This is a genomic window from Vibrio sp. 070316B, assembly GCF_013114115.1.
In the GTDB taxonomy this organism is placed as follows: domain Bacteria; phylum Pseudomonadota; class Gammaproteobacteria; order Enterobacterales; family Vibrionaceae; genus Vibrio; species Vibrio chagasii_B.
This window is the reverse complement of record NZ_VTYC01000001.1, coordinates 217,470-241,730: the sequence shown is the minus strand read 5'-3', so window position 1 is coordinate 241,730 and position 24,261 is coordinate 217,470. Positions and strand designations below refer to the sequence as shown.

Below are 24,261 nucleotides of genomic sequence, written 5' to 3'. Positions count from 1 at the left end.
ACCCACTTGCACATATAATTTATCCCGCCGGTAGTGCGGCTGGAAAACGGAGTAAAAATGAAAAGACTGATCCCACTGCTACTATTGTTCGTCTCACTGCCAAGTTTGGCGCAGAGACAATTTGATATAGAAGTGATCATTTTCAAACGCGCAGTTGATGCAGAGAAGGTGAACGAGTCTTGGCCTAACACCCAGCCAAAGATTTCACTTGAGCGCGTTGGCTCATTTCAGGACACCCAATACCGAGCAAGCAAAGGTGTGAAAATGCTTCCTTACTCGGAATACAAATTAACACCTCAGAAAGATAAGCTACGTAAACATGCAGGCTTTGAAGTTCTGATGCACACGGCTTGGCGTCAAGGCGATCAAGGCAAGAGCTCAGCACCTGTTTTCCACATTCAAGCAGGTAAAGACTTCTCTAAACAGTTCAATGCTGACGGCTCTGAAAAAGGCGCGGTTACCGCAAGTGCTGATGGCTTCCAAGAAGAGACCATCGACAAACCGCTTTATGAACTAGACGGTAAGCTACAAATCTATGTTCAGCACTACCTATACGCTGAAACCACTCTAGATTTGAAAGCACCAAGCGTTCGTGAAGTCACGCTGCAAGAACAGCAAATTGAACTCGATTCTCCAGTAAGCGGTGCAGAGAGCAATGTTCAGGTCGGCAACCTAACCGAGATTTCACCGACCGTTCAAGTAGAAGAGTTCCTTAAGAGCTACCGTATGGACCAAAAACGTCGTATGCGTAGTACAGAAACTCACTACCTTGACCACCCGCTTCTTGGCATGGTGATTCAAGTCCGTCGTGTTGCTCAATAAGCGGTTCTAGTGATATAGCGACTAAGCTGGTTACTCTACTCGCGATCTCGCTATACTCATATTAATCACTCAAAACGCCCTCCATTGTGAGGGCGTTTTATTAAGTGCTGGCTACTTTCAGCAGGTACTTACAAATTTAATTGGTACGCCCTATGAGCCCCGACTTCCAGATCAATACTCAAAACCTTAGCCTAAGAATTATTGAGCCTTCTGACGCACAAGAGTTTTCTCAACTGATCAAGTCTTCCCCTAGCTTACTGCCTTGGGTCGATTGGTGTCACGATCAGTTCTCTATCGTAGAGGCAGAGAAATTCATTCTGGCAACTCGCCTAAACTGGGTGAAAGCCGATGCGTTTGGCTTTGGTATTTTTGAGCGAAAAAGCGATAAGCTGGTCGGCATGGTAGCCATCAATGAGCTTTACCACACCTTTAACATGGCGAGTTTAGGGTATTGGGTTGGCGACCAATTTCAGAGAAAAGGCATTGCAAAAGAAGCGATGTTGGCTCTGTTTGAATTTTGCTTTGCGCAGCTCAAACTAACGCGTTTAGAGATAGTCTGTGATACCGAAAACCTACCGAGCCAAAAGCTCATAGAGAAGTGCGACGCAGAGCGAGAAACCATTGCCAAAAATCGATTCATCTTCAACGGTAAACCAAAAGATGGGGTCGTTTACTCAGTACTGCCACCGGTGGCTTAACCATCATCAACAAGGCAGCCACTTAACTGACACGATCAAAAAAGAGCTCCGAAGAGCTCTTTTTTACTATCAGCGTTAAGCATTTTGAAAGCTTAACTCTTCTTCGAAAAGCTAGCTAATTAGTGAAGCTTTAGATTTGGACGTAGAACACGGTTGATACGGCCAACCAACATCATTAGTGACGTCTTGATGATTCCGTGAAGCGCCATCTGGTGCATGCGGTACAAAGAGATGTAAACCACGCGAGCAATACGACCTTCGACCATCATCGAACCTTTAGTCAGGTTACCCATCAAGCTACCTACCGTAGAGAAACGGCTTAGTGATACTAGTGAGCCTTTATCTTTGTAGATGTAATCTTTCAGGTCACGACCGTTCAGCTTAGCAATGATGTTGCTGAATGCGCAGCTTGCCATTTGGTGAGCCGCTTGAGCACGAGGTGGAACAAAAGAACCATCCGCTTGTGTACATTGCGCCAAGTCACCGATAGCAAAGATGTTGTCATCAAGCGTCGTTTGCAGCGTGTTTTTCACAACTAGTTGGTTGATACGGTTAGTTTCAAGACCACCAATATCTTTCATGAAGTCAGGCGCTTTAATACCTGCTGCCCATACCATGATTTGAGCAGGGATTTTGTCGCCATCTTTCGTTGTTAGGCCATCAGCATCGGCTTGCGTTACCATAGTATTGGTACGAACGTTCACACCAAGCTTAGTTAGCTCAGAGTGCGCAGCGCTTGAAATACGAGGAGGAAGAGCAGGAAGAATACGCTCGCCCGCTTCCACTAGGTTTACGTTTAGCTTGCTTGAATCTAGGTCACCAAAACCGTATGTACGAAGCTCTTTCACAGCGTTGTGAAGCTCAGCCGACAGCTCAACACCAGTAGCACCCGCACCAACAATCGCGATGTCTACCGTACCTTGACCATTCTTAGCGTGCAGCTTTAAGAACTGGTTGTTCATTTCAGTACGGAAACGGTGAGCTTGTTCTGGGCTATCAAGGAAAATACAGTTATCACGAACGCCTGGAGTGTTGAAATCATTAGACGTTGAACCTAGTGCCATAACCAGAATATCGTATTCAAGCTCGCGGCTTGGCATTAACAGCTCACCGTGCTCATCTTTCAGTTCGCTAAGTGCAATCACTTTACGCTCACGATCGATGTCGTTCAGGCTGCCCATTTGGAAATCGAAGTAATGGTTTTTTGCGTGTGCGCGGTAGCTTAATGCATCAACGCCTTCATCTAGAGAACCAGTTGCTACTTCATGAAGCAATGGCTTCCATAGGTGGCTTGCTTTACGGTCTACCAGAGTGATCTGGGCACGCTTTTTACGACCTAAAGTGCGGCCTAGCTTAGTTGCTAGTTCTAAACCACCAGCACCGCCGCCTACTACGATAATTTTTGTCACAATGACAATCCTCTACAAAATGAATAAATAGGGTTCGGCTCGATTACTCCAACCGATAAATTCTATGTATCTACTCGGCCTTTAAATAAGGCTGTGACATATTGGATAACCGCGAAAAAGAAAAACGACAGCTCACCGAGTAGTTAGAGGGGCTACAAGCAACAAACATCCGTTTATCGCCTTACTCACATGGATAAAAAAGGTGACAACCTTAGAGGTAGTACACAAATAATGGGCAAGTTTTATCACTCGCTCTCAATTTTTTTTGATATTTATCAAAATATTTTGCTTTGGAACATTATATATAGCAAAAAGATGACCGCAACTAAAATCCTTACCCACAATGAGGATTCGAAGCTAAATAGTTAACGTTTGCGTAAACTTGTCAACATAGCCGCTACGACAGCATCATCAATAGTAACCTTTGCTATCCAGATACAAAAAAGCAGCACTCAATGAGTACTGCTTTTATAAAAATAGTGGGATGATTAAGCGTTTTTAAAGGCTTTCATCGCTTGGAGATGTTGAGAGATTTTTTTGAACTTGTGACTCTCTTTCTCATCCCAGATTACATCGTAGTAATCTTCAAGTGCTGCGGCTGTTTTGCTATTGTCGTGAATTTCATCTTCACGAGAAAGCACCACAAGACAACGACCTTTGTTTTTCATGCGGTACTGTTCAACACACTTAGTCGCAATATCTTCGTACTCTTCAGGACGATCAATTCGGCCTACCATGTTGTTCTCAGGTTGCAGGTTCGGGTTGAAAATTACCTGCTTAATACCACACAAGAAACCAATACGCTCAGACCAAAAACCACCTAAGCCAACACCACAAATAATTGGATGTGGATCATCTGATTGCTCTATCACTTTGTGCACCTCTTTTAGCAGGTGCTGCATATCGTGTTTTGGATGCAAAGTACTGTAGTTGATGAAACGAACGTCATCATCAATGAATTGCAACTGCAGTATCTTTTCGTGATTGCCCGGGCTTGTTGAGTCGAAGCCGTGAAGATAGATAATCATTGTACCTCCCCCATTGAATATTGGTACGTTTGGATCAATCTAACACGAAAAACAAGGTTTTAAAGGGAAGACCATCGAAATTATATTTTTCACTTCCTAAACGTGATCCTAGCTACAGAAAGTGTGACTCAGAGCCTCTGCTTCACGCAGATAACTTTCATCTCCCCACAGTTGATGAGCGAGCAAATACCACAACATTGCCATCATTCGACTTCGTGGTAACCACGCTTCTACACCATCCAGCCAAGGCTGAACATCGTGAATGCAGCGCAGCTGACAATACTTTTCAACCGTTTCTTGCACCGGGGCATCTGCGACTGAAATGGTTAAGGTTAGATCTAATCTAGGGTCAGCAATTGCCGCGTATTCCCAATCAATGATTTTAATCCCACCGCTGTTCTTCACTAGGTTGTAACCGCCCAGATCAAAGTGACATAAGGAAAGCTCAACACTCGGAATACTCGGTGTTGTCCGCCACTCTTTATAAATGGAGCTGTAGGCTTCGGTCTTATGAACCGCATCAAGCTGAAGCCAATAATGGTCTACTCGCGCTGTAAAGCTGAACGGCTTAAGTGGTAACCGTGCGGTGTTAACCAAATGCACAGAGATAAGCGTTTTCAATAGGTCATCAATATCTAAACCTTCATAGAGCGTATCCCCGGCAACCCATTCAACCAATAAGCCTTGTTCATTGACGACAATAGGGCTTGGTCCAATACCAAGACGCTCGATGGCAGACAACACTTGGTACTCTTCATGACGGGAAATAAAGAAGGCGTTAGTAATCGGTGTAATCGGACGCCACACGTATTCAGCGCCATCAGCAGAAACCAGCTTCCAACATCGGTTAGTTAGACCACCGGTAAGTGTCTGCGCCTTCACTGGCGGCTGCGAAAAATAGCCATCAAGCGAAATCAAACTGGTATCAAGAAGCTTCGCCTCAGACCAAGAAAAAATTGCCATTGCTCATTCCCTATAAACGTCTTCGTTTCCCTACAAAAAAGACACTGACCAAAAGCCAGTGTCTTCAAATATCAGCACATCATGTACTGAATTGGCGTGTGACCAAGCTATTCACTTTCAATAGTAAGTGTCATAGTTGGCAGTTAAGCGAAATTAAAGACCTAGTAGGCTCTTAGATTGCTGCTTACGGATTTCAGTCTCGTCAGCCCACTCGATCAAGCCAGACTCAAGGTCCATCAGACGCATGGTCATTTTGTAGTACACGTCTTCGTCGCTACCCGCTTGCTTAACGATGCTTGATAGGTTGCCGTACAGCATGTACTGAGCACCAACCATCTTACCGAACTGAATCGCAGAGCTTTGGTTCACTAGCTCATCGTTGTTTTGGAAGTTTAGTTGGTCACGAACAGACTCTACACGGTCCATATCAACGAAACGGAACTTACCAGAGTTCAGCATTTTAGTACTGATTGTGTCAGTGATTGACTCAGTATCGATGTGCTCACTTGTTTTGTTCTTGATTCGCTCTACGAACACGATTGGACGCTGATCACGAGTAATGTAAGACACTGAACCAGAAGCCATCATGCTATCAACCATCTCACCAGCAATAGTTTGAAGGTCAGTTGAACCGAAATCGATTGTCGTGGTTTCTACTGCTTGTGCATCACCGTAGCTTACCTTGTTCGAACAACCGCCTAAAATAACCGCTAAGCCTAGTAGCGCAATGACACTCTTTTTCATGATGTTTCCTCAACTTATCATTGAGTGGGGTTACCCACACTCTTAAATTTTATCTGTGCGAATCAATTCGCTTTTCAGCGCTAGTCGATATTAACCGCGCCAGTTCTAACGGAATCTGTTACTACTGCTCTCGGAACTGAACTCGGAACTGAGTTGCTTTCGGGTTTACCGATACTTCCGACAACGAAATGCTTTCAAAGCCACGTACAATCGCTTGCTTCCAAGGTCCTTGTTTCAAGTTGACCTCAAGTCCAGCATCGTCGTACCAATAGAAACGATAAAGGATGTGTTGGTCACCTTTATAGTTACTGTTTAAGCGGACAATACCTCGAGTGTGACCATCAATCTGATCGGTACGGATATCTTCAACTTGTAAACGGCTGCCCAATACATTGTCGCCAAAGAATACGTTCTGAGTCAGACTATCAACCCTTACGCCAGCTGTATTATCAGCACAACCAGCCAGAGCCATAACCGCTGCTAAGCTCACTAGCCACTTTTTCATTACAGCCTCCCTAGCTGTTTATGCCACATTGTTGCGTTGTTTCCTTGTCGAGAAATCCATACCAGAGTGGTCTGCCCTTCTCGAATATCAAAATCGTAGGTTTTAGCACCCGCTTCCAAAGTATATTGACCGCTGTTTGCTACAAACGTACTGCTCTTAATCTCAGCTGGTAATGATTGCCAACTGCGAGTGTCTGGTTGCTCTGTCAGTGTGTTCCACACATTGAACAAAATGTTTCCAACATCATCACCCTTTGTTGCCTCTTTACGAATGCGGTCTTTTGCGACCACACGTAGCGCTTGGCGAATAACAATGCTTGTCATACGCTCAGACAGATCGTTCTGAGCCATGGCGTTGACGTCAGTGATCAAATGCTCTTGTAGCGGTTGCCCACTGATTCGCAACGGAGAAAAACGCTCTACGTTCTGACTTGGGTAATATGGCAGCGCAAGAGAGTATATTGCTCCCTGATCTCGACTGTCATAAACAGGTAAATCTAATCGCCAACTGTCCATTGCTTGAACAGCACTCTGCTCTTGAAGAACAATCACGCGCCCTTGACCGCTACTTAGCTTAGACGACTGCTTGTAACGCTTCTCAAGTGTGGCCAAATCCTGTCGCATACCTAAGCGTGCGGCCGTTGCCATGGTTCTGTCGATAATCTCTTGGTTATCAGGCATCACCGCCAATGCGCGTCGATAATCGACATAAGCACTGTTAAGGTCGTTTGAAGCTTCATAAAGCAGACCCGATAAAAACATCAGATAAGCGTTTTGCACTGACTGCAGCTTTTTACCCGCATCTGGGTAATTCGCGAGAATACTGCCGACATTGGCGGACAGCCCCTGCTTCTTCGCATCGTTGGCGGCTCTTTCTAGCTCGGCCTCACGCTGCTTTTTCGCTTGCTCTTGAACTTGATTGGCGCGACGCATTTCGATCACCGCACCTTCTAAATCGTTTTTCTTTAAATAGTTTAAGCCGAGATAAAGGTGAAGAAAGCCTAACTCGTAATCAGGCGGCACATACTCGGTAATGTTGTCATTGACAGCCAATGCACCCACACTGGTTGCACTGTCTGAGATAGAGATGACGGCTTTTCTCTGCTGCTCGGTAACAGCCTGATCCGCCGCTTCAAACGAAGACTTACTCTCTGGGTACTTTTGATCCAACAGATTGATTCTGCCTCTCTCAAAATTATCGAGAATATCGCCTGCTGCGTAATCTGGTAACTCTTGTTGAGCCTCTGAATAATCTCCAGATTTAACAGCTTGGTAGATACTTTTATTTTGTGCGCTGTAATGACTGAACAGGTTACCTGCAGACATACTCGCGCATCCCGCGGTCAGCGCCGATAGTAGGGCAATGGAAGCGAATCTAAACTGTTGCTTCACTTATCGTCTCCGTGCATGTTTAAAATGCCAACTTTATTATGGTCTGCTAACCTTTCGTGGTTAAATCAGCTCGAAAGCTCAACAGGCTCTAGTCTCATTTATCAAAACGAAACGTGCTGTAAAAAGGATCTCAAGCAAGTAAATGCTTGCTTCATCGGGCTCTGGCTAAGCAAAGCCGATATTCAGACAACAGATAACAATTAAAGTTGGCATACAAACAACAAATTTTCCAACTTGTTGTTTGTGTTAATTAACTCATTAACTTTCCAGTTCGTTCATTGGCTATTTTGTTAATTCGTTAACTTATTTTGATTAGCTCATCAGTAAAGGGCCAAGCGGACGGCCACCAACTAAGTGCATGTGGATGTGGTAAACCTCTTGGCCACCATGAGAGTTACAGTTCACGATAAGACGGTAACCATCCTCTGCGATACCCTCTTCTTTTGCTAGCTTACGAGCAACTGTAAACATGCGCCCCATCATTGCTTCGTCTTCCACTTCAACATCGTTGGTCGTTGGAATAAGCTTATTAGGGATAATTAGGATGTGGCTAGGCGCACGTGGGTTGATGTCACGAAACGCTGTCACTAAATCGTCTTGGTATAGCAGATCTGCTGGAATTTCTTTGTTAATAATCTTACTAAAGATGGTTTCTTCAGCCATGTTTTTCTCCGATAAAACATTTACTTTTTAATGCTTTGAGTATGCGCTATGCCGCTACAAACCACAATAAACCTGCTTTAAAGCTTAATAAAAAACACCGTTCAAATCAAAGAAAACTAGCCTAAGCTCTCAAGAATGGCATGTTGATTATAACTGAGGGTTATTTTTGCTGTGTGCGTCATAAAATGCGTAAGCGGAGCTCAATAGAATGCTGACAATTTTGTTAGTTTTACTTTGACCTGACATTAGGTCTGCATTTTATTTAGGGAGAAAGCCATGAAGGGATCTGTGATCAAGCGTATGTACGCTGGTTTCGCACTGATCATCATCATGTTCGCAGTCACGATAACCATCATGATGAACAGCATGAATCAGATACACAGCAATTTTGAGAGTGTCTCAGAAACCTCTTTACCGCTTGTTGCGCTTTCCAATCAAACAAGTGTCCAATTGCTTTCGGCAGATAAGTCATTCAAAGATTTCTTAACCACACAAAACACTGAACGCATGTCTGCAATGCGCACAGAGTTTGCTGCATCACAAAACGCTTTTTCAGAAGTCCTTGGTAATCTAGAAGCGGCAAGCCAAAACAACACCTCACTCATCGAACGCATTACTCAGCTAAGAGCCATGGAAGAACGCTACTTTGCTGAAGCAGATGAAGCGATGAACAACTACGTCGCGATGTTTGAAGCGCAAGAGCAAGTACAAAAAGCATCACGTGATTTCCAACGCCTACACTCAGAATTGACCGTTGGCATGAAAGAGTACGTTGCCGATCAGAAGAGCATCTCTGTGAAAGTCATGGCGAAAAGCTACTTCATCAAACTGCAAGATGCAGAAGTGATCACATCAGACGCACTCGCGAGCTCAGATGTGGCATTCGTACAAAAAGCCGTAAACCAAAACAAGAAAGCCGTTACTCACCTAAACTACGCCTACCGTGGTTTGGCAACACAGCTACCTGCTCTTAAGAATGTATTCGATGAATCGGTTCAGAAATTCACCAAAGACGTAGGCCAAAAAGGCGGTGTTCTTGATAAGCACAACAACTACCTACAAGCGAAGCAAGCCCTGTATGTAAACATCGCCAATCTAGCGGTTGAAGTAGACCAAGCGATGGCCGTGTTAGACTCATTCAACGTGACAGCCGAAGAACAACTCAACTCTTCATTGGCAGACGCGAGCAGCATTTACGACAAAGGCCTATTCAATGCGATTGCCATCGGTGTGGTTGTAACACTATTTGCGGCAGCGATTGGCTACCACATTGCTCACAGTGTAAGAGAGCCACTAACGCGCATCCTTAAAACACTAGAAGGCCTAACAGAAGGTGACATGACACAGCGCATCGACATTCGTTACAACAACGAATTCAGCCGCGTGAGTGGTCACATCAACACCTTAGCCGATAACCTACACAATATTCTTGTAAAGCTTAACGATGCGTCAGATGACCTAACCAAAACAGCAAGCGTCAACCAGAAGACCTCTTCAGAAACTCAGGCTCAACTGAACAGCCAGCGTGAACAAACTGCGACAGTAGCGACTGCGATGACAGAGATGTCTCACTCTGTACAAGAAGTGGCGAATAGCGCACAAAGCTCTTTGACTATGGTTCAACAAGTCGAGACGGCTTCTGAATCGGGTCGTCAGATCATGAACACCAACATCAGCACCATCAACCAACTGGAAACTCGCCTTACTGAGTCGGTAAGTGCGGTGGGTGAACTGCAGCAGATGAGTAGCCAAATTGGCTCAATCCTAGACGTAATTCGTGGCATTGCAGAACAGACGAACCTACTCGCACTGAATGCAGCAATTGAAGCAGCGCGTGCCGGTGAGCAAGGTCGTGGTTTTGCGGTCGTTGCCGATGAGGTTCGTGTGTTAGCGCAGAAAACAACGCAATCTACAGCTGAAATCGAAACCATGATCAGCAACCTACAGTCCAGCTCGAAAACCGCAAGTAACGTTATCGAAAGCTGTATGAGTGATATGGACATGTCGGTACAACAAGCATCGAATGCCAATAGTGCAATGGAAGAGATTCAAGCCTTGATTCTAGAAATCAGCCATATGAGTACTCATATCTCTCAAGCAGCTGCTGAACAGAGTGAAACCTCGGGTGATATTGCGCGTAATATTGAAGACATTAACCACATCGCCGACGCCAGTTACCAAGCGATGTCATCAATAGCTGAAGCGAGCCAAAACCTAACGATTCTCGCAAATCAACAAGGGGATTTGGTTCATCAATTTAAGCTATAGATAAATGATGAAACCATAGATATTTGGTGAGATTGTTGGGACTTCTTACCCAATAGTGGTAACTATTTGAACAAGGGCAACTTTTATCAAGAGTTGCCCTTGTTTTTTATGAGCTTTGTCATTATATGGTTATTAAGGCTTGCTGCTTCCCGTTTTTCTTTCACCTTTATGAGCGAGCCGCTATTAAGGAATTTATATGGCTGTTCATGTTGGCATTATCGATCAAGACCCCATTCGCTTGCTTACCCCACTGCTTGATAACCGTACGGTCAGCACACACATCGTGTTCATCGGCGACAAAAATCAAGTCGATATGTATCAACGCTTAGACAGCGTTTTACAAAAGCGCGACATTACCAGTGAGTTTTTTGAAATTCCTACGATCGTAAACACGTCCGTGATTAAAGAATCCATTCAAAACCTCGCTGAAGATTTAAAAGCACGTGGGCAAGAAGTGAAACTCAACGCAAGTTGTGGTCTACGTCACCGTCTACTTTCAGTCTACGAAGTGTTCCGAACTTACCACTGGCCTATCTTCGTTGTAGAACCAAATAGTGACAAACTATGCTGGCTTTACCCGAACGGCAAAGAAGACGCGCAAGTTCAAGACCGCATCACTATCGACGATTACCTCACGGTATTTGGCGCTCGTGGTGAGTTCAGCGACGTGCAATTGCCTCCGCAACTAGACCAAAAGCTTTATGAGCTAGGTGAACGTTGGGCAAGTAACGCACTTGAATTAGGTCCTGGCCTAGCGACACTGAACTACCTTGCAACCACTTGTCGTAAAGAGCAGAAGCTGGATGTTGAGTTATCCGAAAAACAGCAAGGCTATCGTGAACTAAACATGCTATTGAGTGATTTAGTTGAAGCTAAGATTGCCACTTACGACAATGGTATTTTAACTTTCGCTAATGAAGACGCACGACGCTTCTCAAATGGTGAATGGCTTGAAACTCTGGTTCACAGCACCGTCAAACAGATCCAAGATGACATGCCAACCATTCAAGACCGCTCTTTGAATGTTCAGGTATACCGCCAACTCGGCGAGCGTGAAGTTCGAAATGAGCTAGATGTGGCATCTGTGGTGAACAATAAACTGCACATCATCGAATGTAAGACGAAAGGCATGCGTGATGACGGTGATGACACGTTATACAAACTGGAGTCACTAAGAGACCTTCTGGGTGGCCTACAAGCTCGTGCAATGCTAGTGAGCTTCCGCCCTCTTCGTCATAACGACATAACACGCGCAGAAGATCTTGGCCTTGCTCTGATCGGCCCAGATGAATTGAAAGATCTTAAAACGCACCTAACTGCTTGGTTTACGGCTGCTGGCGGTAACGAAGACCAAGAGTGCTAAAAAGAAACATTTAAGAGCAAGCTTCTCTTAAATAGATATAACAAAGGCGAATCGCTATTTAGTGACTCGCCTTTTTCTTATCTGTTTTCTCTCTGTCACTTAACGAGTAAATAAAAAATGGCCGCATCAATCGATGCGGCCATTTTCAAAATTTGCTGTCAGATTAAGACTTAAAGCACTTTTGCTACTTAAAGCATTTTACGAGCAGCTTCTACAACCACTTTGATTGAGCGTGCTTCTGTTACTTTTAGTGTATCGTGATCAGGCGTCTCTTTTTGAGTACGGTTGATGATTACACCAGCAACACAACCCGCTTTCAGACCAGAACTTGCACACATAGTTAGCAGCGTTGCAGATTCCATTTCGAAGTTTAGAACGCCCATGTCTTGCCACTCTTGCATAGAACCTTGGAAACGCTTAACTACGCGACCTGAGAACGTGTCGTAACGCTCTTGACCTGGGTAGAACGTATCACTTGAAGCAGTTACGCCCATGTGAACGGCTGCACCTGATTCTTCAACTGCCGCTTTCATTGCTGTTGCCACTTCGAAGTCAGCAACTGCTGGGAACTCCATTGGAGCAAAGTGTAGGCTAGCGCCGTCTAGACGAACAGAACCAGTAGAAACAATCATGTCACCCACATTTACGTGAGGTTGGATAGCACCAGTAGTACCAACACGTAGGAAAGTGCGAACACCCAATTGAGCTAGCTCTTCTACAGCGATAGAGGTAGATGGACCACCGATACCTGTTGAACATACAACCACTGGCTTACCGTCTAGTTCTGCGCGGTAAAGTGTGTATTCACGATGGCTAGCAAGAAATACTGGGTTCTCCATCTCTTCTGCAATTTTTTGTACACGAGCAGGATCACCTGGAATGATCGCAAGAGTAGCACCGTTAAGATCTGCTTCAGTAACACCTAAATGGAAAACAGCTTGAGACATAGTTCGCTCCTTTTGGCTTATTGGGCTTTTTACCCTTATTTAAGCTCATAGTAAATTCGTGGGGTACGAACACACTCTAACCAAGCTCACCACAAAATGAAGTGACACCCGTCACATGAATGATCGCAACAAGATTTCAAGTTTCACGAAAAACCGATTGGCATCACAAAAATAAGCAATGTAAGCACCTGTGTTGCATACTAATGAGACAAAAAACGCCTTTAACGTATTACCGCTAAAGGCGTTTATACAGTAGGCAACTTTATATAAGAGCGTTAGATTTAATCAGATTTAGACTTGAATCGTAGTAAGCGTAATGCGTTCAATGTCACCAGTGCTGTTGCACCGCTGTCCGCCAGAACCGCTACCCATAACCCCGTAATACCAAACAAACTCGTCACTAAGAACACACCTTTCAAGCCAAGAGCCAGAGCGACGTTTTGACGGATATTATTGATGGTCGCTTGCGACAGCTCAATCATTGCTGGTAATTCAGTTAGACGGTTATGAGTCAGTGCTGAATCAGCAGTTTCCAGAGCAACGTCTGTGCCCCCGCCCATTGCGATACCGACATGCGCGGTTTTCATCGCGGGCGCATCGTTGATGCCATCTCCAACCATGGCTACATGCGATTGTTGAGACAACTCTTGTACATAAGACACCTTATCACTTGGAAGCAGGCTCGCTTTGTACTGCATGCCAACTTTGCCACTGATCGCTGCAGCACTGCGCGGGTTGTCCCCTGTCAGCATAATGGATTGAATGCCGAGACCATTAAGGCGCTCAATCGCTAACTTCGCATCACTGCGTAATGTGTCTTGCCATGCAATCAAGCCAATCGCATTGGCAGCTTGCTCAGAATCTTTAACCTCTAATGCAACAACGACGGTTTTACCTTCATCTTCTAGCGATTCGATTTGCTTAGATACCTGTGCATCCAAAGCGAAATTAAGCTTAGATGGCGCAAGCACTCGATATTTCACACCATCGACGTCACCTTCCACGCCACTACCAATCAGCGCTTTCTTGTTGTGAGACTCTGGAATATCAATGCCTAATTCTTCAACTTTTGCCACCAGCGATTTTGCTAATGGGTGAGTAGAGCCAACCTCAATAGCGCCAACCACACGAAGCATCGCATCTTTCTGCCAACCTGCTAGTGGCTCAATATCAGTCACCTGAGGCTTACCTTCAGTCAGTGTGCCTGTTTTATCGAAAGCAATGGTTTCGATCTTACCAAGCTGCTCAAGTGCTGCACCGCCTTTAATTAGCGCGCCGCGTTTTGCTGCCGCAGCCAAACCAGAAGTGATCGCCGCAGGTGTTGAAATAACAAGGGCACAAGGGCACGCGATTAACAGTAGTGCTAGACCACGGTACACCCATGTTTCCCACGGTTGAGCAAATAATAATGGTGGCGTGATGATGACAAGCAAAGCGACCACCATCATCAATGGTGTGTACCAACGACTGAACTTATCAAGGAAACGTTCCAATGGCGCTTTACGCGATTCCGCCTCTTCAATCAGGTGAAGAATACGGTCAATAGCGTTCTCACCTTGTTTCGAGGTAATCGTAATGCGTACCACTTTATCGACTACCACAGCACCAGCCATGATGCTATTACCTTGAGTGTGCTCGACAGGCACAGACTCGCCAGTCAACGCACTTTCGTCAAAACTCGCAGCATCGGTAATCAACTGACCATCTGCTGGTAAGCGAGAACCCGCAGCTACTTCAATCACATCGCCAGGTACCAATTCGCTTACTGCTACTTCAACACGTTCACCGTTAATAATCTTGGTCGCATTCTCAGGCACTAACGCCATTAGCGCTTGAACGCCGCTTCTTGCTCTTGAAGAAGCAAAAGCCTCTAAGCGTTCACCAATTAAGAAAAGAAGTAATACCATTGCCGCTTCTGCGGTCTCGCCAAGGTATAGCGCCCCCAGTGCAGCCACACTCATTAAGGTTTCTATCGCGAAAGGAGTTCCCGAGCGAGCGAGCTGAACGGCTTTCTTAGCGACCGGATACAGTCCAAGTAGACAGGTCGCGATGAATAAACCTTCACTTAATTGAGGCGCTGAGCTTTTCAGTAACGCCGCGAACAGCATCGCAGCGGCTATCGCTATGATCTGTAAATTAGGTTGGATATGCGCTTGCCAAAATGTCTCTGGTTGTTGCTTTTCTTTCTTAGAACCCACTTCCGTTAACGGGAAGCCAGTGTTGATAGAGACTTGTTCGATGGTGTCAGCAAGACTTTCATTGTTATATTTCACAACCAGTTTTTCGGTAGCAAAGAGCACCTTCGCTTGAATTACACCGTCGATATTACTGATCGCTTTTTCTATTTTTCTGGCACAAGCTGGACAGTCCATTCCGGAAACCAACCAACTTTTAGAAAATTGGGCATCGTTCGTTATCGTTGAGGACTGACTGTCTTCTTCTCCACTGTCTGAACTACAACAGCCATCACCCGATGACGCGACTGTCGTTGAAGAAGAGCTGCAACATGCTGATGATGTACCAGCTGCAGTAATGCTTGAAATTTTAGGGCTAGAGCAGCTTGTTGCGGCTGCTTGTGGTTGAACGTCCACTTTTACTGAGCGGCACGCTGCGTGTTTTGCGCACATAATGTATCTCCTTAATATTCCAATACCCTTGGAGTGGCTACTCAGTCATTAAAGTAACCAACCCCAAGTTCATCGAAAGTATAAACCTTGGAGGTAGCTCCAAGGTCAAGAAGAAGTTTTCGGTTAATACAATTTATTTAACAGTCTCGACCAAGTAAGTCACTATTATTGAGGCTTCAGTTCGGCACACTCTTCTCTGTTCGCTGAAACATCATCAATCAGCACTGCATCATGAGAACAGAAAGGCTGTGTATTCAAACTTACGATAGACACGTCATCTTCAACTGGCTCGACATTAGATCCCTGCATCAATTCAGAGATGTGGTAACGAAGTACTAAAACACCCAACAAGCCAAACAGAATATTACCCAGCGCTTGTCCGTAAAGAACGCCTAACGCGCCATACCATTGAGAACCTAAATATACGAAAGGCAAGGTACCAAGTGTCGCCTTACCTAAATTCAGAGCGGTCGAATACAGCGGCTTACCTAGGTTATTAAACGAGGTGTTCGCGACAAACAGTGCGCCGTTAAAGATGAAAGTAATGGCCACATAGGTACAGAAAGCAGCAACAATGATCGCCGCGTCCCCTTGCAGACTAAAGCCATGAATCACGAGATCTTGTAGGAAGTACAACAGGACACAAACCACAATGGTGTACACAGTGGTTACAAATAGAGAGTTATTGAGCGTCTCTTTTACTCTGTCCATTCTCTCGGCACCAAAGTTCTGACCAATAATTGGCCCTACCGCGCCAGACAAGGCAAAAATTACCGCAAAACACACCGGCGTTAAACGACCAATCACCGCAAAACCCGCAACGAAGTCTTCACCATATTGTGCAATACCTGTCGTGACAATGGCATTGCCGATAGGTGTCGCGGTGTTAGTAATGATCGCAGGGATTGCGATTGCTAAGATTGGACGGATATTGATGCGCCACTGCACAAATGATGGTGGAGCCACCAGCTCGTGACTGCGAATCAAAGGATAAAGTGAGAAGAACAGAACCGAAAAACGCGCCACCACAGAGGCGATAGCCGCCCCTTCAATGTTCCAACCAAAGCCAAAAATAAACAGAGGATCTAAGATCGCATTTACGATCCCTCCCGATAATGTCGCCCACATAGAGCGTTTGGCATCACCCGCAGCTCTTAGGCCAGCACCGGCCGCCATCGCAAGCGCTAAAAACGGGCCACTCGGTAACAAAATCTGCAAATACGCTTGTGCGCGCTCAGCGGCTAAGCCTTTCGCACCAATGGCTGCCAATAACTCTGGGATATAAGCGTACATAACAGCAGTGACGGTTGAGCTAATGACAAACGCGGTTAGCATAATGCTAGTGCTGAGGTTTCTAGCTTGGTCTCTATTTTTTGAGCCTATCGCTTTTGAAACCAACGCCCCCATAGCAATGGAAGTACCAATCGACACAGAAGTAGAAAAGAAAGTGAGTGTGCCAGCAAAACCAACCGCAGCAGCCAGTTCAACCTGACCTAGCATACTGATAAACAGCATATCGAGCAGGTCGACCACAAACAATGCCATCAAGCCGACTGAGCCTGCTCCCGACATCACCAAGATGTGGCGCATCGTTGAGCCTTCTACAAACTTTGCAGTTTGGTTTGACATGAAACCTCCAAAAGCTGAAACACCACAGGCTAAACCTATAGACCGACAAACAGGTCTAATTAGAAAAACTCCACGAAGAAAAAGGCGCTAGTGCGCCTTTTTTATTTCAGGGTGTTGAGAAAAATAATCGTTCTTAACACGCTACTATACAGGATGTTGGAAACATTCATCTAAGTTCTTGCCGATTGCTCTTAAAACATCGGTTCGAGTGATAATGCCGACCAGTTTCTGATTGTCGATGACAGGGTAAGCTTTCGGTTTGCCTACTTGCATCATATCTGCCAATTCGATAATGGATAAGTCTGGTGCGACTGATAGCACCTCTTGGTACATACAATCACCAACAATATGTGTGTCTTGGCAGAAATAGCTAACCTTAACTAGCTTCTCTAATAAATCTTGCTCAGAAAGGAAACCAATCACTTGTTCATTGTCATCAATAACTGGTCCCCCCATGTGATGACTGCTCATCACTTTGTCTAACGCTAGACTTAACGGCATATCAGGAGTGAATGTCACAACCTGCTGCGTCATGTAATCTTTCACTTTAATTGAATGCATAGCGTTCTCCCTAAATACTTTGCGTCATGTTTTTATCTGCTTCTTTCATTTAATTGTTGTCTAAAATCTTGATTTTACTAAATGGATTTCAGCAATTTTATTGATAGGCAAAACCTAACAAGACAAAAAAGCAAGGCAGATAAAGGGTTGAGCGCACTTTCAAACATCCAAAAAAAGTAAAAAAAGAGCCCTTACAAAGTCTTACTTTCTCTTGCTTAACCTTACTCAGCCATAGTGGCTTGAATAGATAAACCCTGTAACCTTCATCACACTAATAATTAGAAAAGCCCGATTTAGGACGTTTATGCAACACGACAACACCATGTACGCGTATGTTTATACTCATCACGACGGTACAGAAACCACACTGATTGCAACGGTTGATAACCAACAGAAGCCACTCATTTCTCGCTGTGTACAAGAGATAAAAAGCATGTCGAGCTTAGCGATTGATATGGCGGCGCAACACAACTTGAGAGTGAAGCTCGTCAAATACCAAAAAGAGCAAGAAATCGATTTCGGCATGTTCCTCAAGTAACAACTCACACACTACCCCTTCGCTATACGGCAGCCATGTTCGAGTGGTTGCCGAATTCAGACTGACAAGCTTTAGCAACAAACGGTATACTTGATAAACAACACGTTCTCCTCTTTATTCGGTCTCGTATGTCTTTATCCACCGCCACCTCCAAGATCAAAACTTACTTCAGTGCATTGCTGGATTTTCAGTCCCGCATTTGGGTGGTTCATATCTTTGAAAATTCGATTACTGACCAATCATTTGTCATCAATGAGGATGGCTTTAAAGAGCCACTAGAGTGGATGAAAAAACGCGACTATCAAACCAAGATGCTCGATCGTGTTGATAAAATGAAGATATCGCAAGTTATCGAGATTCAATTCGAAGACAAAATGCACCGGCTGATGCGAGTTAAGTAGTCGTTCTGTCCTGAGCATTTAACCGAAACACCCGATACAAAAAAAGGCCAGCAATCGCTGACCTTCTCTTACAAGCTCTATAGTCTTTCAACTAACGTGCACAGTACTCATGCCATAGGCGTACGGCTTTTTGGTAGGCCTCAGTTTTGTCATGCGTCTCCGCAAACAAAATTGCTGTCATACTATCGACCACTGTGTTTGCCATCAACGTCATCTCTTCAGCCGGCGTCCCGAGTACACATTCACTCGGCAGTGGCAGATCTGAGTTCATCATCTCTTCCCAATAAAAAGACTCAACTTTATCAGGAGAGCTCATCCATACCGTTTGACTCACTTTAGGATTGTATTCCGACTCACCGTTCATTCCTTTGAAAGAGACAACCGAATGAGATTTGTTGCCAATCACATGCTCAACTTCAGCATGAAGCTGTGGGAAGCCAGGGTGGAAGCTACCACGTAAACCTAAACGGCCACCACCAGGGTTCAGTGCTCGAACCACCGTATTGATCGGCGTCCTCAACCCATAACGATGCTTCCAACCAATCATGGTTTGCGCTTCAGGAGCAAAATTAGCCAACGGCAAATAAGCAATGCCATCTTGCTCAAGGATCGACTTAGCATGTTCAGGGTTATCAGCACATTGCACACCGACATCTTGCAAATGGCTTTCTACGTGCGTTCTACCGCTCGGCTTATCCATGTAACCGTGCATTAATACCTTGTAGCCGTTATCCGCCAAGATCTTAGCCGCCAGCAAGTTCCAAGGCTTACCACTAGCGCTTTCATTGCGCTTACCGGCATAACACGGCCAATCAATATCTGCCCCTAAATCTGGCACTCGAGATTGAAACGCTTTAACAAAGCCAGCAATTTCTTCATTGGTTTCGTTCTGCACACGAATTAGCATCAGTAGCATAGCCATCTGGTCGTCACCGACCTGTCCGCTTAAATACTCATCCATGATGCGGTAGGCTTGTTCGAACGATAAAGGCTTACGCCCTCTTTCGCCTCGTCCAACTGTACGAATACACTCTAAAATACTACTCATTGATTGTTTATTCTCTTCCGTTGATATCAATAAAATTCGAATACGTCTTTGATTCTATGACACCCACGTTACATTGCATAGCGATTCAGTTGCTAACACTCCAATTACCAAAACCATAGTGGGAGTTCTAAAAGTAAACTTCGTGGTGTAAAATTAACGTATGCAATGCTAACCGCGACATATTGAGTAGTACCCAAATGACTGTAAAGAAAACACTGAGCCAAAGAAAACGAGAATCGATCGTTGCCGCTGCTATCGCAGAATTTACTGAGCACGGTTATAAGGCCACCAGTATGGATAAAATATCGAGCCGAGCAGAAGTATCTAAACGCACCGTCTACAACCACTTTGCCAGTAAAGAGCTGCTTCTCGAGGAAATACTAGACAGTATTTGGAGTAAAACGCTCGCCGCCACCCATTTCCCTTATCAAGCTGAGCTGCCTCTTGAACAACAACTCGCATCAATCGCGAATCAAGAACTAGAGCTGTTAGAGTCTGAAGGCTTTATCGACTTATCTCGCGTGCTCTTCTCTGAGTACTTCCATAATGCGGAACTTGCGAGCCAAGCAATGGAGAAATACTCTCAAGCAGAGAGTGGACTGACGACTTGGATAAAAGCTGCGCAGGCCGACGGTCGCTTAGTCGAGCTCGACCCTCTGTTTGCTTCAACTCAATTCATTGCACTCATTAAGTCGTTCGCTTTTTGGCCGCAGATCATTGGTCATGCCCCTTCTCCCGACACACAGCACAAGCACATCATCGTGAACTCAACGGTTGAGATGTTTCTCAAACAGTATCAGGCCAAATAAAAGTTGAGCCCTGCTAAGTTTTGCCGGGTTTTAATTAGAGATAGACAAACGAGTGAGGTATGATTTGCTCGTTTCGTGGCTGAGCGGTTTGCCAGTTGCAGAATCTGATTTATTTCAGCCGTTGTTCAGATACAAAGACCACTATTTCATGCCAAAGTTGATAAGCAAAATTTGGGTACACGTTTTTATGCTGCTTGCGATGTTAATGGCCACCATCAGTGTGGATAGCATTGCGGGTAACAATATCGTGGCATCTCAACATCTATCAACGCCGTCAAACAGTATCTCGCATTCACAGCCAATCGGCCAAGCTAACATTGAACATCATTGTTGTGGCTCAGTCTGCTTGTTGAAAATGCCACCATTGATTGTGTCTGAGTCCTTCGATACTCAAATTGCCTCTTTGGCTCTCATTGAAAAAGAGCCTTCACACAAAGCGATTATTGCGCCTCAAGCACCTTATCGCCCCCCTATTTCTTAATCGTTTGTCCCAAATTGGCAATCCATGCCACCCAAAAACAGCAGTTTTGCTGTGCTTAACGACATCCAAATTTAGGAAATAAACACATGAAAAAACTATTTAGCCTTTTTGCTGCTCTAATTATGAGCGCTTCAATCAACGCCGCTCAGTTTGAAGAAGGCACTCACTACAAGATCCTTGATGTAGCAAAAGCAGAAAAGCCAGTTGTGACTGAATTTTTCTCTTTCTACTGCCCACACTGTTACAAATTCGAAGGGGTAATTAAGTACCTAAAAGAAGACCTACCGGAAACAGCAAACTTCCAAAAAGTTCACGTCGCTTTTATGGGTAACAATATGGCTGTGCCGATGGCCAAAGCTTACGCAACAATGATTGCGCTGGATGCTGAAGAGAGCATGGTTCCTGCTATGTTCGCTCAGATCCATGAGAAACAAAAGACACCACGCGACGAGGCTGAACTACGCCAAGTCTTCATTGATAACGGTGTCGATGCTAAGAAGTTTGACGCGGCATACAACAGCTTTGCGGTTAACTCGATGCAGAAACGCTTTGATCAGCAATTTGATGCGAGCACGCTAACCGGCGTTCCTGGTGTACTGGTCAATAACAAGTACATCGTAAAGCCGGACCAAATCAAAAGCTACGAAGAGTACAACCAGCTCGTTAACTATCTGCTAACGCTCTAAGTCACGTTTCATCTCCAAGCCAGTGAACTCATCACTGGCTTTTTTATCTCTATCGGCGCTCAGAGCGCATGTAAATTAAAGACTCGCGCTATTGTTCTCTGGCATCCGCAGCAATTTTTCATATACTGCACTTTATTAAGTCATCGACTATGTTGTTGTACTGAAAATACTCGTACTCCAAACCCTTAGCACTCAAATATTGGGACCTTTATGATCACTCTGACTACCAACTTTGGCGACATTGAAATTGAACTGAACCTTGAAAAAGCACCAGTAACGTCGAATAACTTCCTTAAATACTGCCAAGACGGTTTCTACGAAGGCACGACATTTCATCGTGTTATTGAAGGTTTCATGATTCAAGGTGGTGGTCACACTATCGACATGACAGAAAAACCAACACGTGCGCCTATCGTAAATGAAGCAAACCGTGGCCTAAAGAACGTGATTGGTTCTGTGGCGATGGCACGTACTGATGCACCACATTCTGCTACGGCACAGTTCTTTATCAACCTTGATGACAACGACTTCCTGGATCACACCTCGACTACGAACGCAGGTTGGGGTTACGCAGTATTCGGTAAAGTATCGGCAGGTATGGATGTAGTAAATAAGATTGCAGCTGAGCCAACGACAATTCGCTGGGGTCACGAAGATGTACCTTGTGAAGATATTGTGATTACAAAAGTCACGATCAACGAATAAGTCGCACCGAAAACTGCAACAAATGGTGAGACTCAGTCTCGCCATTTATAACTATCAACTGTACTTATTGGTGTACGGTATATTTATATAATCAACCATATCCTCGCTATTCATCAGTCTCAATGACGTGTTATGCTCCTGATCTGCAAGCTTCTCCAGCATTGCGATCAACTTACATTGGACGTAACTCTAACCATGACTCGACTCTCTTTGTGGACAACAGCGCTCTTTTCTTCTGTTGCCAGTTTCTCAAGTTCAGCTTTCGAGGTTGATAATCGAGAATCACAAGAACCTGAACTGGATGACCAATTTCGTGTCATTGCTATTCCCTTTTACGATCCAAGTGTAGATACAGGCATTTCCGTCGTTCCTATCTATAACTTCTACGCTGACGGCGAATCAAAGAACGCATCAACGTTATCTGCGACGCTGACTTATACGCAGAATGATAGCTATTACATCAAAGGCAATGCTGAACTCTTATTGCAAGGGGATTCAATTCGATTTAGCGGTGAAATGGGCTTCTCTAGTACCAACATTACCTTGGTCGATTTGGTCGATACTAACCACCAAGAGTACACGTTCGATGGTGATTTCTATTTCAAAGTCTACGACAGCATCTATCTTGGGATGGGTTTAGACTACTCCACCGCCCGTTATCTTGCCGATACACCGCGTGACAAACTTTTACTCAAACTCACCGGGTTTAGTGAAGAGTACCAAGCCGACACAGGAGCAAAGTTCTCTTTCTTGTGGGATGAGCGAGAGCACTACTACTACCCTTATCATGGCTTTCTATTCGAGCTGACCTATGAAGACCATGGCGAGTGGCTTGGTAATGACAAAGATGCGGCCTACTCTTCGCTCTTTTCTGATTACCGACTGTTCTACAGCTTAACGCACGATGACAATCACATCATCGCAAGTCGCTGGGTGACTCGCTATCTACTGGATGCTGAAAATGCTCCAAGCAGTGCGTACAGCACCTATGGCCGACAAGGGCGAAATGTTCAACGTGGTTTCGTCGCGGGTGATCACATTGCTTCGCACATGACCAATCTTGAGATGGAATATCGCTACTCGATTTCCGGCTCGTCCATTAACTTTTTGAACAACGTTGCGGTGGTAGGTTTAACGGGTGTAGGCAAGGTATTTGGTGAAAGGCTGAATCCAACCGACCCTTATCATAGCTTTGACGATGGTGACCTTCTGACTATGGTTGGTCTCGGGTTACGCTATCGTTTAATGCGCCAAGAGCGTATCAATGTGCGAATGGATTTCACCTATAACAACGAAAATGAAGTACTGGCCTACTTTAGCTTAGGTGAAAATATCTAGCCCAAGCTGTGGCCTTTTTAAAGCCATTATATCTAACCAATTATTTCCCCAAGCCTGTCACGACTCGATCCGTACAGGCTTTCTGTTTGTAAAACCTCAAATAAAACCTACCAACGAGAGCGATAAGTACGGTGACAAGCTCGGCATGTATTATTGGCCGAGTCTAAACCCCGCTCAGCGTTGCTTTTGTCCTGCTCAAGACTGGCTTGCTGTAACTCAATAAAACCTTGATTCATCTGTAACATCAGTTGATTGAATTTCTCAGGCTTACTCCATACCGCGTCTTTCGCTTTACCGCCTTTATCACTCACAGCAAAACTGTTGGTGAGAATGAGTCCGTGCTCTACCAAGTTATCACTTAATCCCTCAACCTTTTGCCAATCTGTATTTCGATTCCCTAATTCTGAAGATACTTGCTTGTTGAGCTTTTCTATTGAGCTAAAAGCTTGTTGGCGATTGTCGACCGCTTCAGTTGCGGCAATAGTGCTCATTGGCACTGCGATAAGTAAAGCGATAGTCAGTTTTTTCATAGTGTCACTCCTGTTTATTGGTTGATTTATTTGCTGATCTTTCAATTCGAATCGATGGGATGCATTTAATTTACACAACAATAGTTGCGTGCGCAACTATTGTTGTG

24 protein-coding genes are annotated in these 24,261 nt (G+C 44.8%); 11 read left to right on the top strand and 13 right to left on the bottom strand.

Annotated elements, in window-relative coordinates:
* The first annotated feature begins 57 nt into the window (after positions 1 to 57).
* Both F0251_RS01155 and F0251_RS01150 read left to right on the top strand, forming a co-directional pair.
* Entirely contained in the window at positions 58 to 822 is a 765-nt protein-coding gene (locus F0251_RS01155; RefSeq protein WP_105059253.1) for a peptidoglycan binding protein CsiV, read from the top strand.
* A gap of 152 nt (positions 823 to 974) precedes the next feature.
* Positions 975 to 1,520: a GNAT family N-acetyltransferase gene (locus F0251_RS01150; RefSeq protein WP_105059252.1), complete on the top strand. Its 546-nt coding sequence runs from the start codon at positions 975 to 977 to the stop codon at positions 1,518 to 1,520.
* A 119-nt stretch (positions 1,521 to 1,639) separates the two neighbouring features.
* On the opposite strand, the gene F0251_RS01145 is transcribed toward F0251_RS01150, so the two are convergent.
* The 7 genes from F0251_RS01145 to hinT form a co-directional block, all read right to left on the bottom strand.
* Positions 1,640 to 2,929 (bottom strand): NAD(P)/FAD-dependent oxidoreductase, encoded by a 1,290-nt coding sequence (locus F0251_RS01145; RefSeq protein ID WP_061031794.1) that lies wholly within the window; start codon positions 2,927 to 2,929, stop codon positions 1,640 to 1,642.
* Between the two features lie 488 nt (positions 2,930 to 3,417).
* The gene (gene ycfP, locus F0251_RS01140) at positions 3,418 to 3,957 is read right to left on the bottom strand and encodes an alpha/beta hydrolase YcfP (protein ID WP_048658279.1); all 540 of its coding nucleotides are present in this window, start codon (positions 3,955 to 3,957) and stop codon (positions 3,418 to 3,420) included.
* Positions 3,958 to 4,065: 108 nt separating this feature from the next.
* A complete protein-coding gene (locus tag F0251_RS01135) occupies positions 4,066 to 4,920 on the bottom strand; it encodes a phosphotransferase (RefSeq protein WP_171730145.1) in 855 nt (284 codons plus the stop codon).
* Between the two features lie 153 nt (positions 4,921 to 5,073).
* The gene (lpoB, locus tag F0251_RS01130; protein ID WP_171730144.1) at positions 5,074 to 5,664 is read right to left on the bottom strand and encodes a penicillin-binding protein activator LpoB; all 591 of its coding nucleotides are present in this window, start codon (positions 5,662 to 5,664) and stop codon (positions 5,074 to 5,076) included.
* A gap of 121 nt (positions 5,665 to 5,785) precedes the next feature.
* Positions 5,786 to 6,169, bottom strand: coding sequence for a YcfL family protein (locus tag F0251_RS01125; RefSeq protein WP_004741950.1), 384 nt, complete (start codon positions 6,167 to 6,169; stop codon positions 5,786 to 5,788).
* Positions 6,169 to 7,560, bottom strand: a complete 1,392-nt coding sequence (locus F0251_RS01120; RefSeq protein ID WP_032498773.1) for a COG3014 family protein — start codon at positions 7,558 to 7,560, stop codon at positions 6,169 to 6,171. The genes F0251_RS01125 and F0251_RS01120 overlap by 1 nt, the downstream gene beginning before the upstream one ends.
* Before the next feature lie 312 nt (positions 7,561 to 7,872).
* A complete protein-coding gene (hinT, locus tag F0251_RS01115; protein WP_004736268.1) occupies positions 7,873 to 8,223 on the bottom strand; it encodes a purine nucleoside phosphoramidase in 351 nt (116 codons plus the stop codon).
* 276 nt (positions 8,224 to 8,499) lie between these two features.
* On the opposite strand from hinT, the gene F0251_RS01110 reads away from it, so the two are divergent.
* Positions 8,500 to 10,491 carry a methyl-accepting chemotaxis protein gene (locus tag F0251_RS01110; RefSeq protein WP_061031797.1) on the top strand — a complete coding sequence of 664 codons (1,992 nt, stop codon included), beginning with the start codon at positions 8,500 to 8,502 and terminating at the stop codon, positions 10,489 to 10,491.
* A 196-nt stretch (positions 10,492 to 10,687) separates the two neighbouring features.
* Positions 10,688 to 11,854 (top strand): DUF1887 family protein, encoded by a 1,167-nt coding sequence (locus tag F0251_RS01105; protein ID WP_061031798.1) that lies wholly within the window; start codon positions 10,688 to 10,690, stop codon positions 11,852 to 11,854.
* A 188-nt stretch (positions 11,855 to 12,042) separates the two neighbouring features.
* On the opposite strand, the gene udp is transcribed toward F0251_RS01105, so the two are convergent.
* From udp to F0251_RS01085, 4 genes are all read right to left on the bottom strand, one after another.
* Positions 12,043 to 12,801, bottom strand: coding sequence for a uridine phosphorylase (gene udp / locus F0251_RS01100; protein ID WP_017632176.1), 759 nt, complete (start codon positions 12,799 to 12,801; stop codon positions 12,043 to 12,045).
* Between the two features lie 281 nt (positions 12,802 to 13,082).
* Positions 13,083 to 15,428, bottom strand: a complete 2,346-nt coding sequence (locus tag F0251_RS01095) for a zinc/cadmium/mercury/lead-transporting ATPase (RefSeq protein ID WP_171730143.1) — start codon at positions 15,426 to 15,428, stop codon at positions 13,083 to 13,085.
* Positions 15,429 to 15,593: 165 nt separating this feature from the next.
* Positions 15,594 to 17,057, bottom strand: coding sequence for an MATE family efflux transporter (locus tag F0251_RS01090; protein ID WP_008221673.1), 1,464 nt, complete (start codon positions 17,055 to 17,057; stop codon positions 15,594 to 15,596).
* 144 nt (positions 17,058 to 17,201) lie between these two features.
* Positions 17,202 to 17,618: a CBS domain-containing protein gene (locus F0251_RS01085; RefSeq protein ID WP_008221675.1), complete on the bottom strand. Its 417-nt coding sequence runs from the start codon at positions 17,616 to 17,618 to the stop codon at positions 17,202 to 17,204.
* A gap of 304 nt (positions 17,619 to 17,922) precedes the next feature.
* Between F0251_RS01085 and F0251_RS01080 the strand changes: the two genes are divergently transcribed.
* A complete protein-coding gene (locus tag F0251_RS01080) occupies positions 17,923 to 18,156 on the top strand; it encodes a hypothetical protein (RefSeq protein ID WP_061031800.1) in 234 nt (77 codons plus the stop codon).
* 128 nt (positions 18,157 to 18,284) lie between these two features.
* The gene (locus F0251_RS01075) at positions 18,285 to 18,557 is read left to right on the top strand and encodes a hypothetical protein (RefSeq protein WP_061031801.1); all 273 of its coding nucleotides are present in this window, start codon (positions 18,285 to 18,287) and stop codon (positions 18,555 to 18,557) included.
* A gap of 91 nt (positions 18,558 to 18,648) precedes the next feature.
* On the opposite strand, the gene F0251_RS01070 is transcribed toward F0251_RS01075, so the two are convergent.
* Positions 18,649 to 19,635, bottom strand: a complete 987-nt coding sequence (locus F0251_RS01070; RefSeq protein WP_171730142.1) for a glycosyl transferase family protein — start codon at positions 19,633 to 19,635, stop codon at positions 18,649 to 18,651.
* Between the two features lie 167 nt (positions 19,636 to 19,802).
* On the opposite strand from F0251_RS01070, the gene F0251_RS01065 reads away from it, so the two are divergent.
* The 5 genes from F0251_RS01065 to F0251_RS01045 all read left to right on the top strand — a co-directional run bounded on the left by F0251_RS01065 (position 19,803) and on the right by F0251_RS01045 (position 23,624).
* Positions 19,803 to 20,414 carry a TetR/AcrR family transcriptional regulator gene (locus tag F0251_RS01065; protein WP_061031803.1) on the top strand — a complete coding sequence of 204 codons (612 nt, stop codon included), beginning with the start codon at positions 19,803 to 19,805 and terminating at the stop codon, positions 20,412 to 20,414.
* A 148-nt stretch (positions 20,415 to 20,562) separates the two neighbouring features.
* A complete protein-coding gene (locus F0251_RS01060; protein ID WP_171730141.1) occupies positions 20,563 to 20,895 on the top strand; it encodes a hypothetical protein in 333 nt (110 codons plus the stop codon).
* A gap of 86 nt (positions 20,896 to 20,981) precedes the next feature.
* Positions 20,982 to 21,581 (top strand): thiol:disulfide interchange protein DsbA/DsbL, encoded by a 600-nt coding sequence (locus F0251_RS01055; protein ID WP_061031804.1) that lies wholly within the window; start codon positions 20,982 to 20,984, stop codon positions 21,579 to 21,581.
* A 210-nt stretch (positions 21,582 to 21,791) separates the two neighbouring features.
* Positions 21,792 to 22,286, top strand: coding sequence for a peptidylprolyl isomerase (locus F0251_RS01050; RefSeq protein ID WP_171730140.1), 495 nt, complete (start codon positions 21,792 to 21,794; stop codon positions 22,284 to 22,286).
* A gap of 195 nt (positions 22,287 to 22,481) precedes the next feature.
* Positions 22,482 to 23,624, top strand: coding sequence for a BamA/TamA family outer membrane protein (locus F0251_RS01045; RefSeq protein ID WP_171730139.1), 1,143 nt, complete (start codon positions 22,482 to 22,484; stop codon positions 23,622 to 23,624).
* Between the two features lie 107 nt (positions 23,625 to 23,731).
* On the opposite strand, the gene F0251_RS01040 is transcribed toward F0251_RS01045, so the two are convergent.
* Positions 23,732 to 24,154: a cytochrome c gene (locus F0251_RS01040; protein WP_171730138.1), complete on the bottom strand. Its 423-nt coding sequence runs from the start codon at positions 24,152 to 24,154 to the stop codon at positions 23,732 to 23,734.
* Between the last annotated feature and the right edge of the window lie 107 nt (positions 24,155 to 24,261).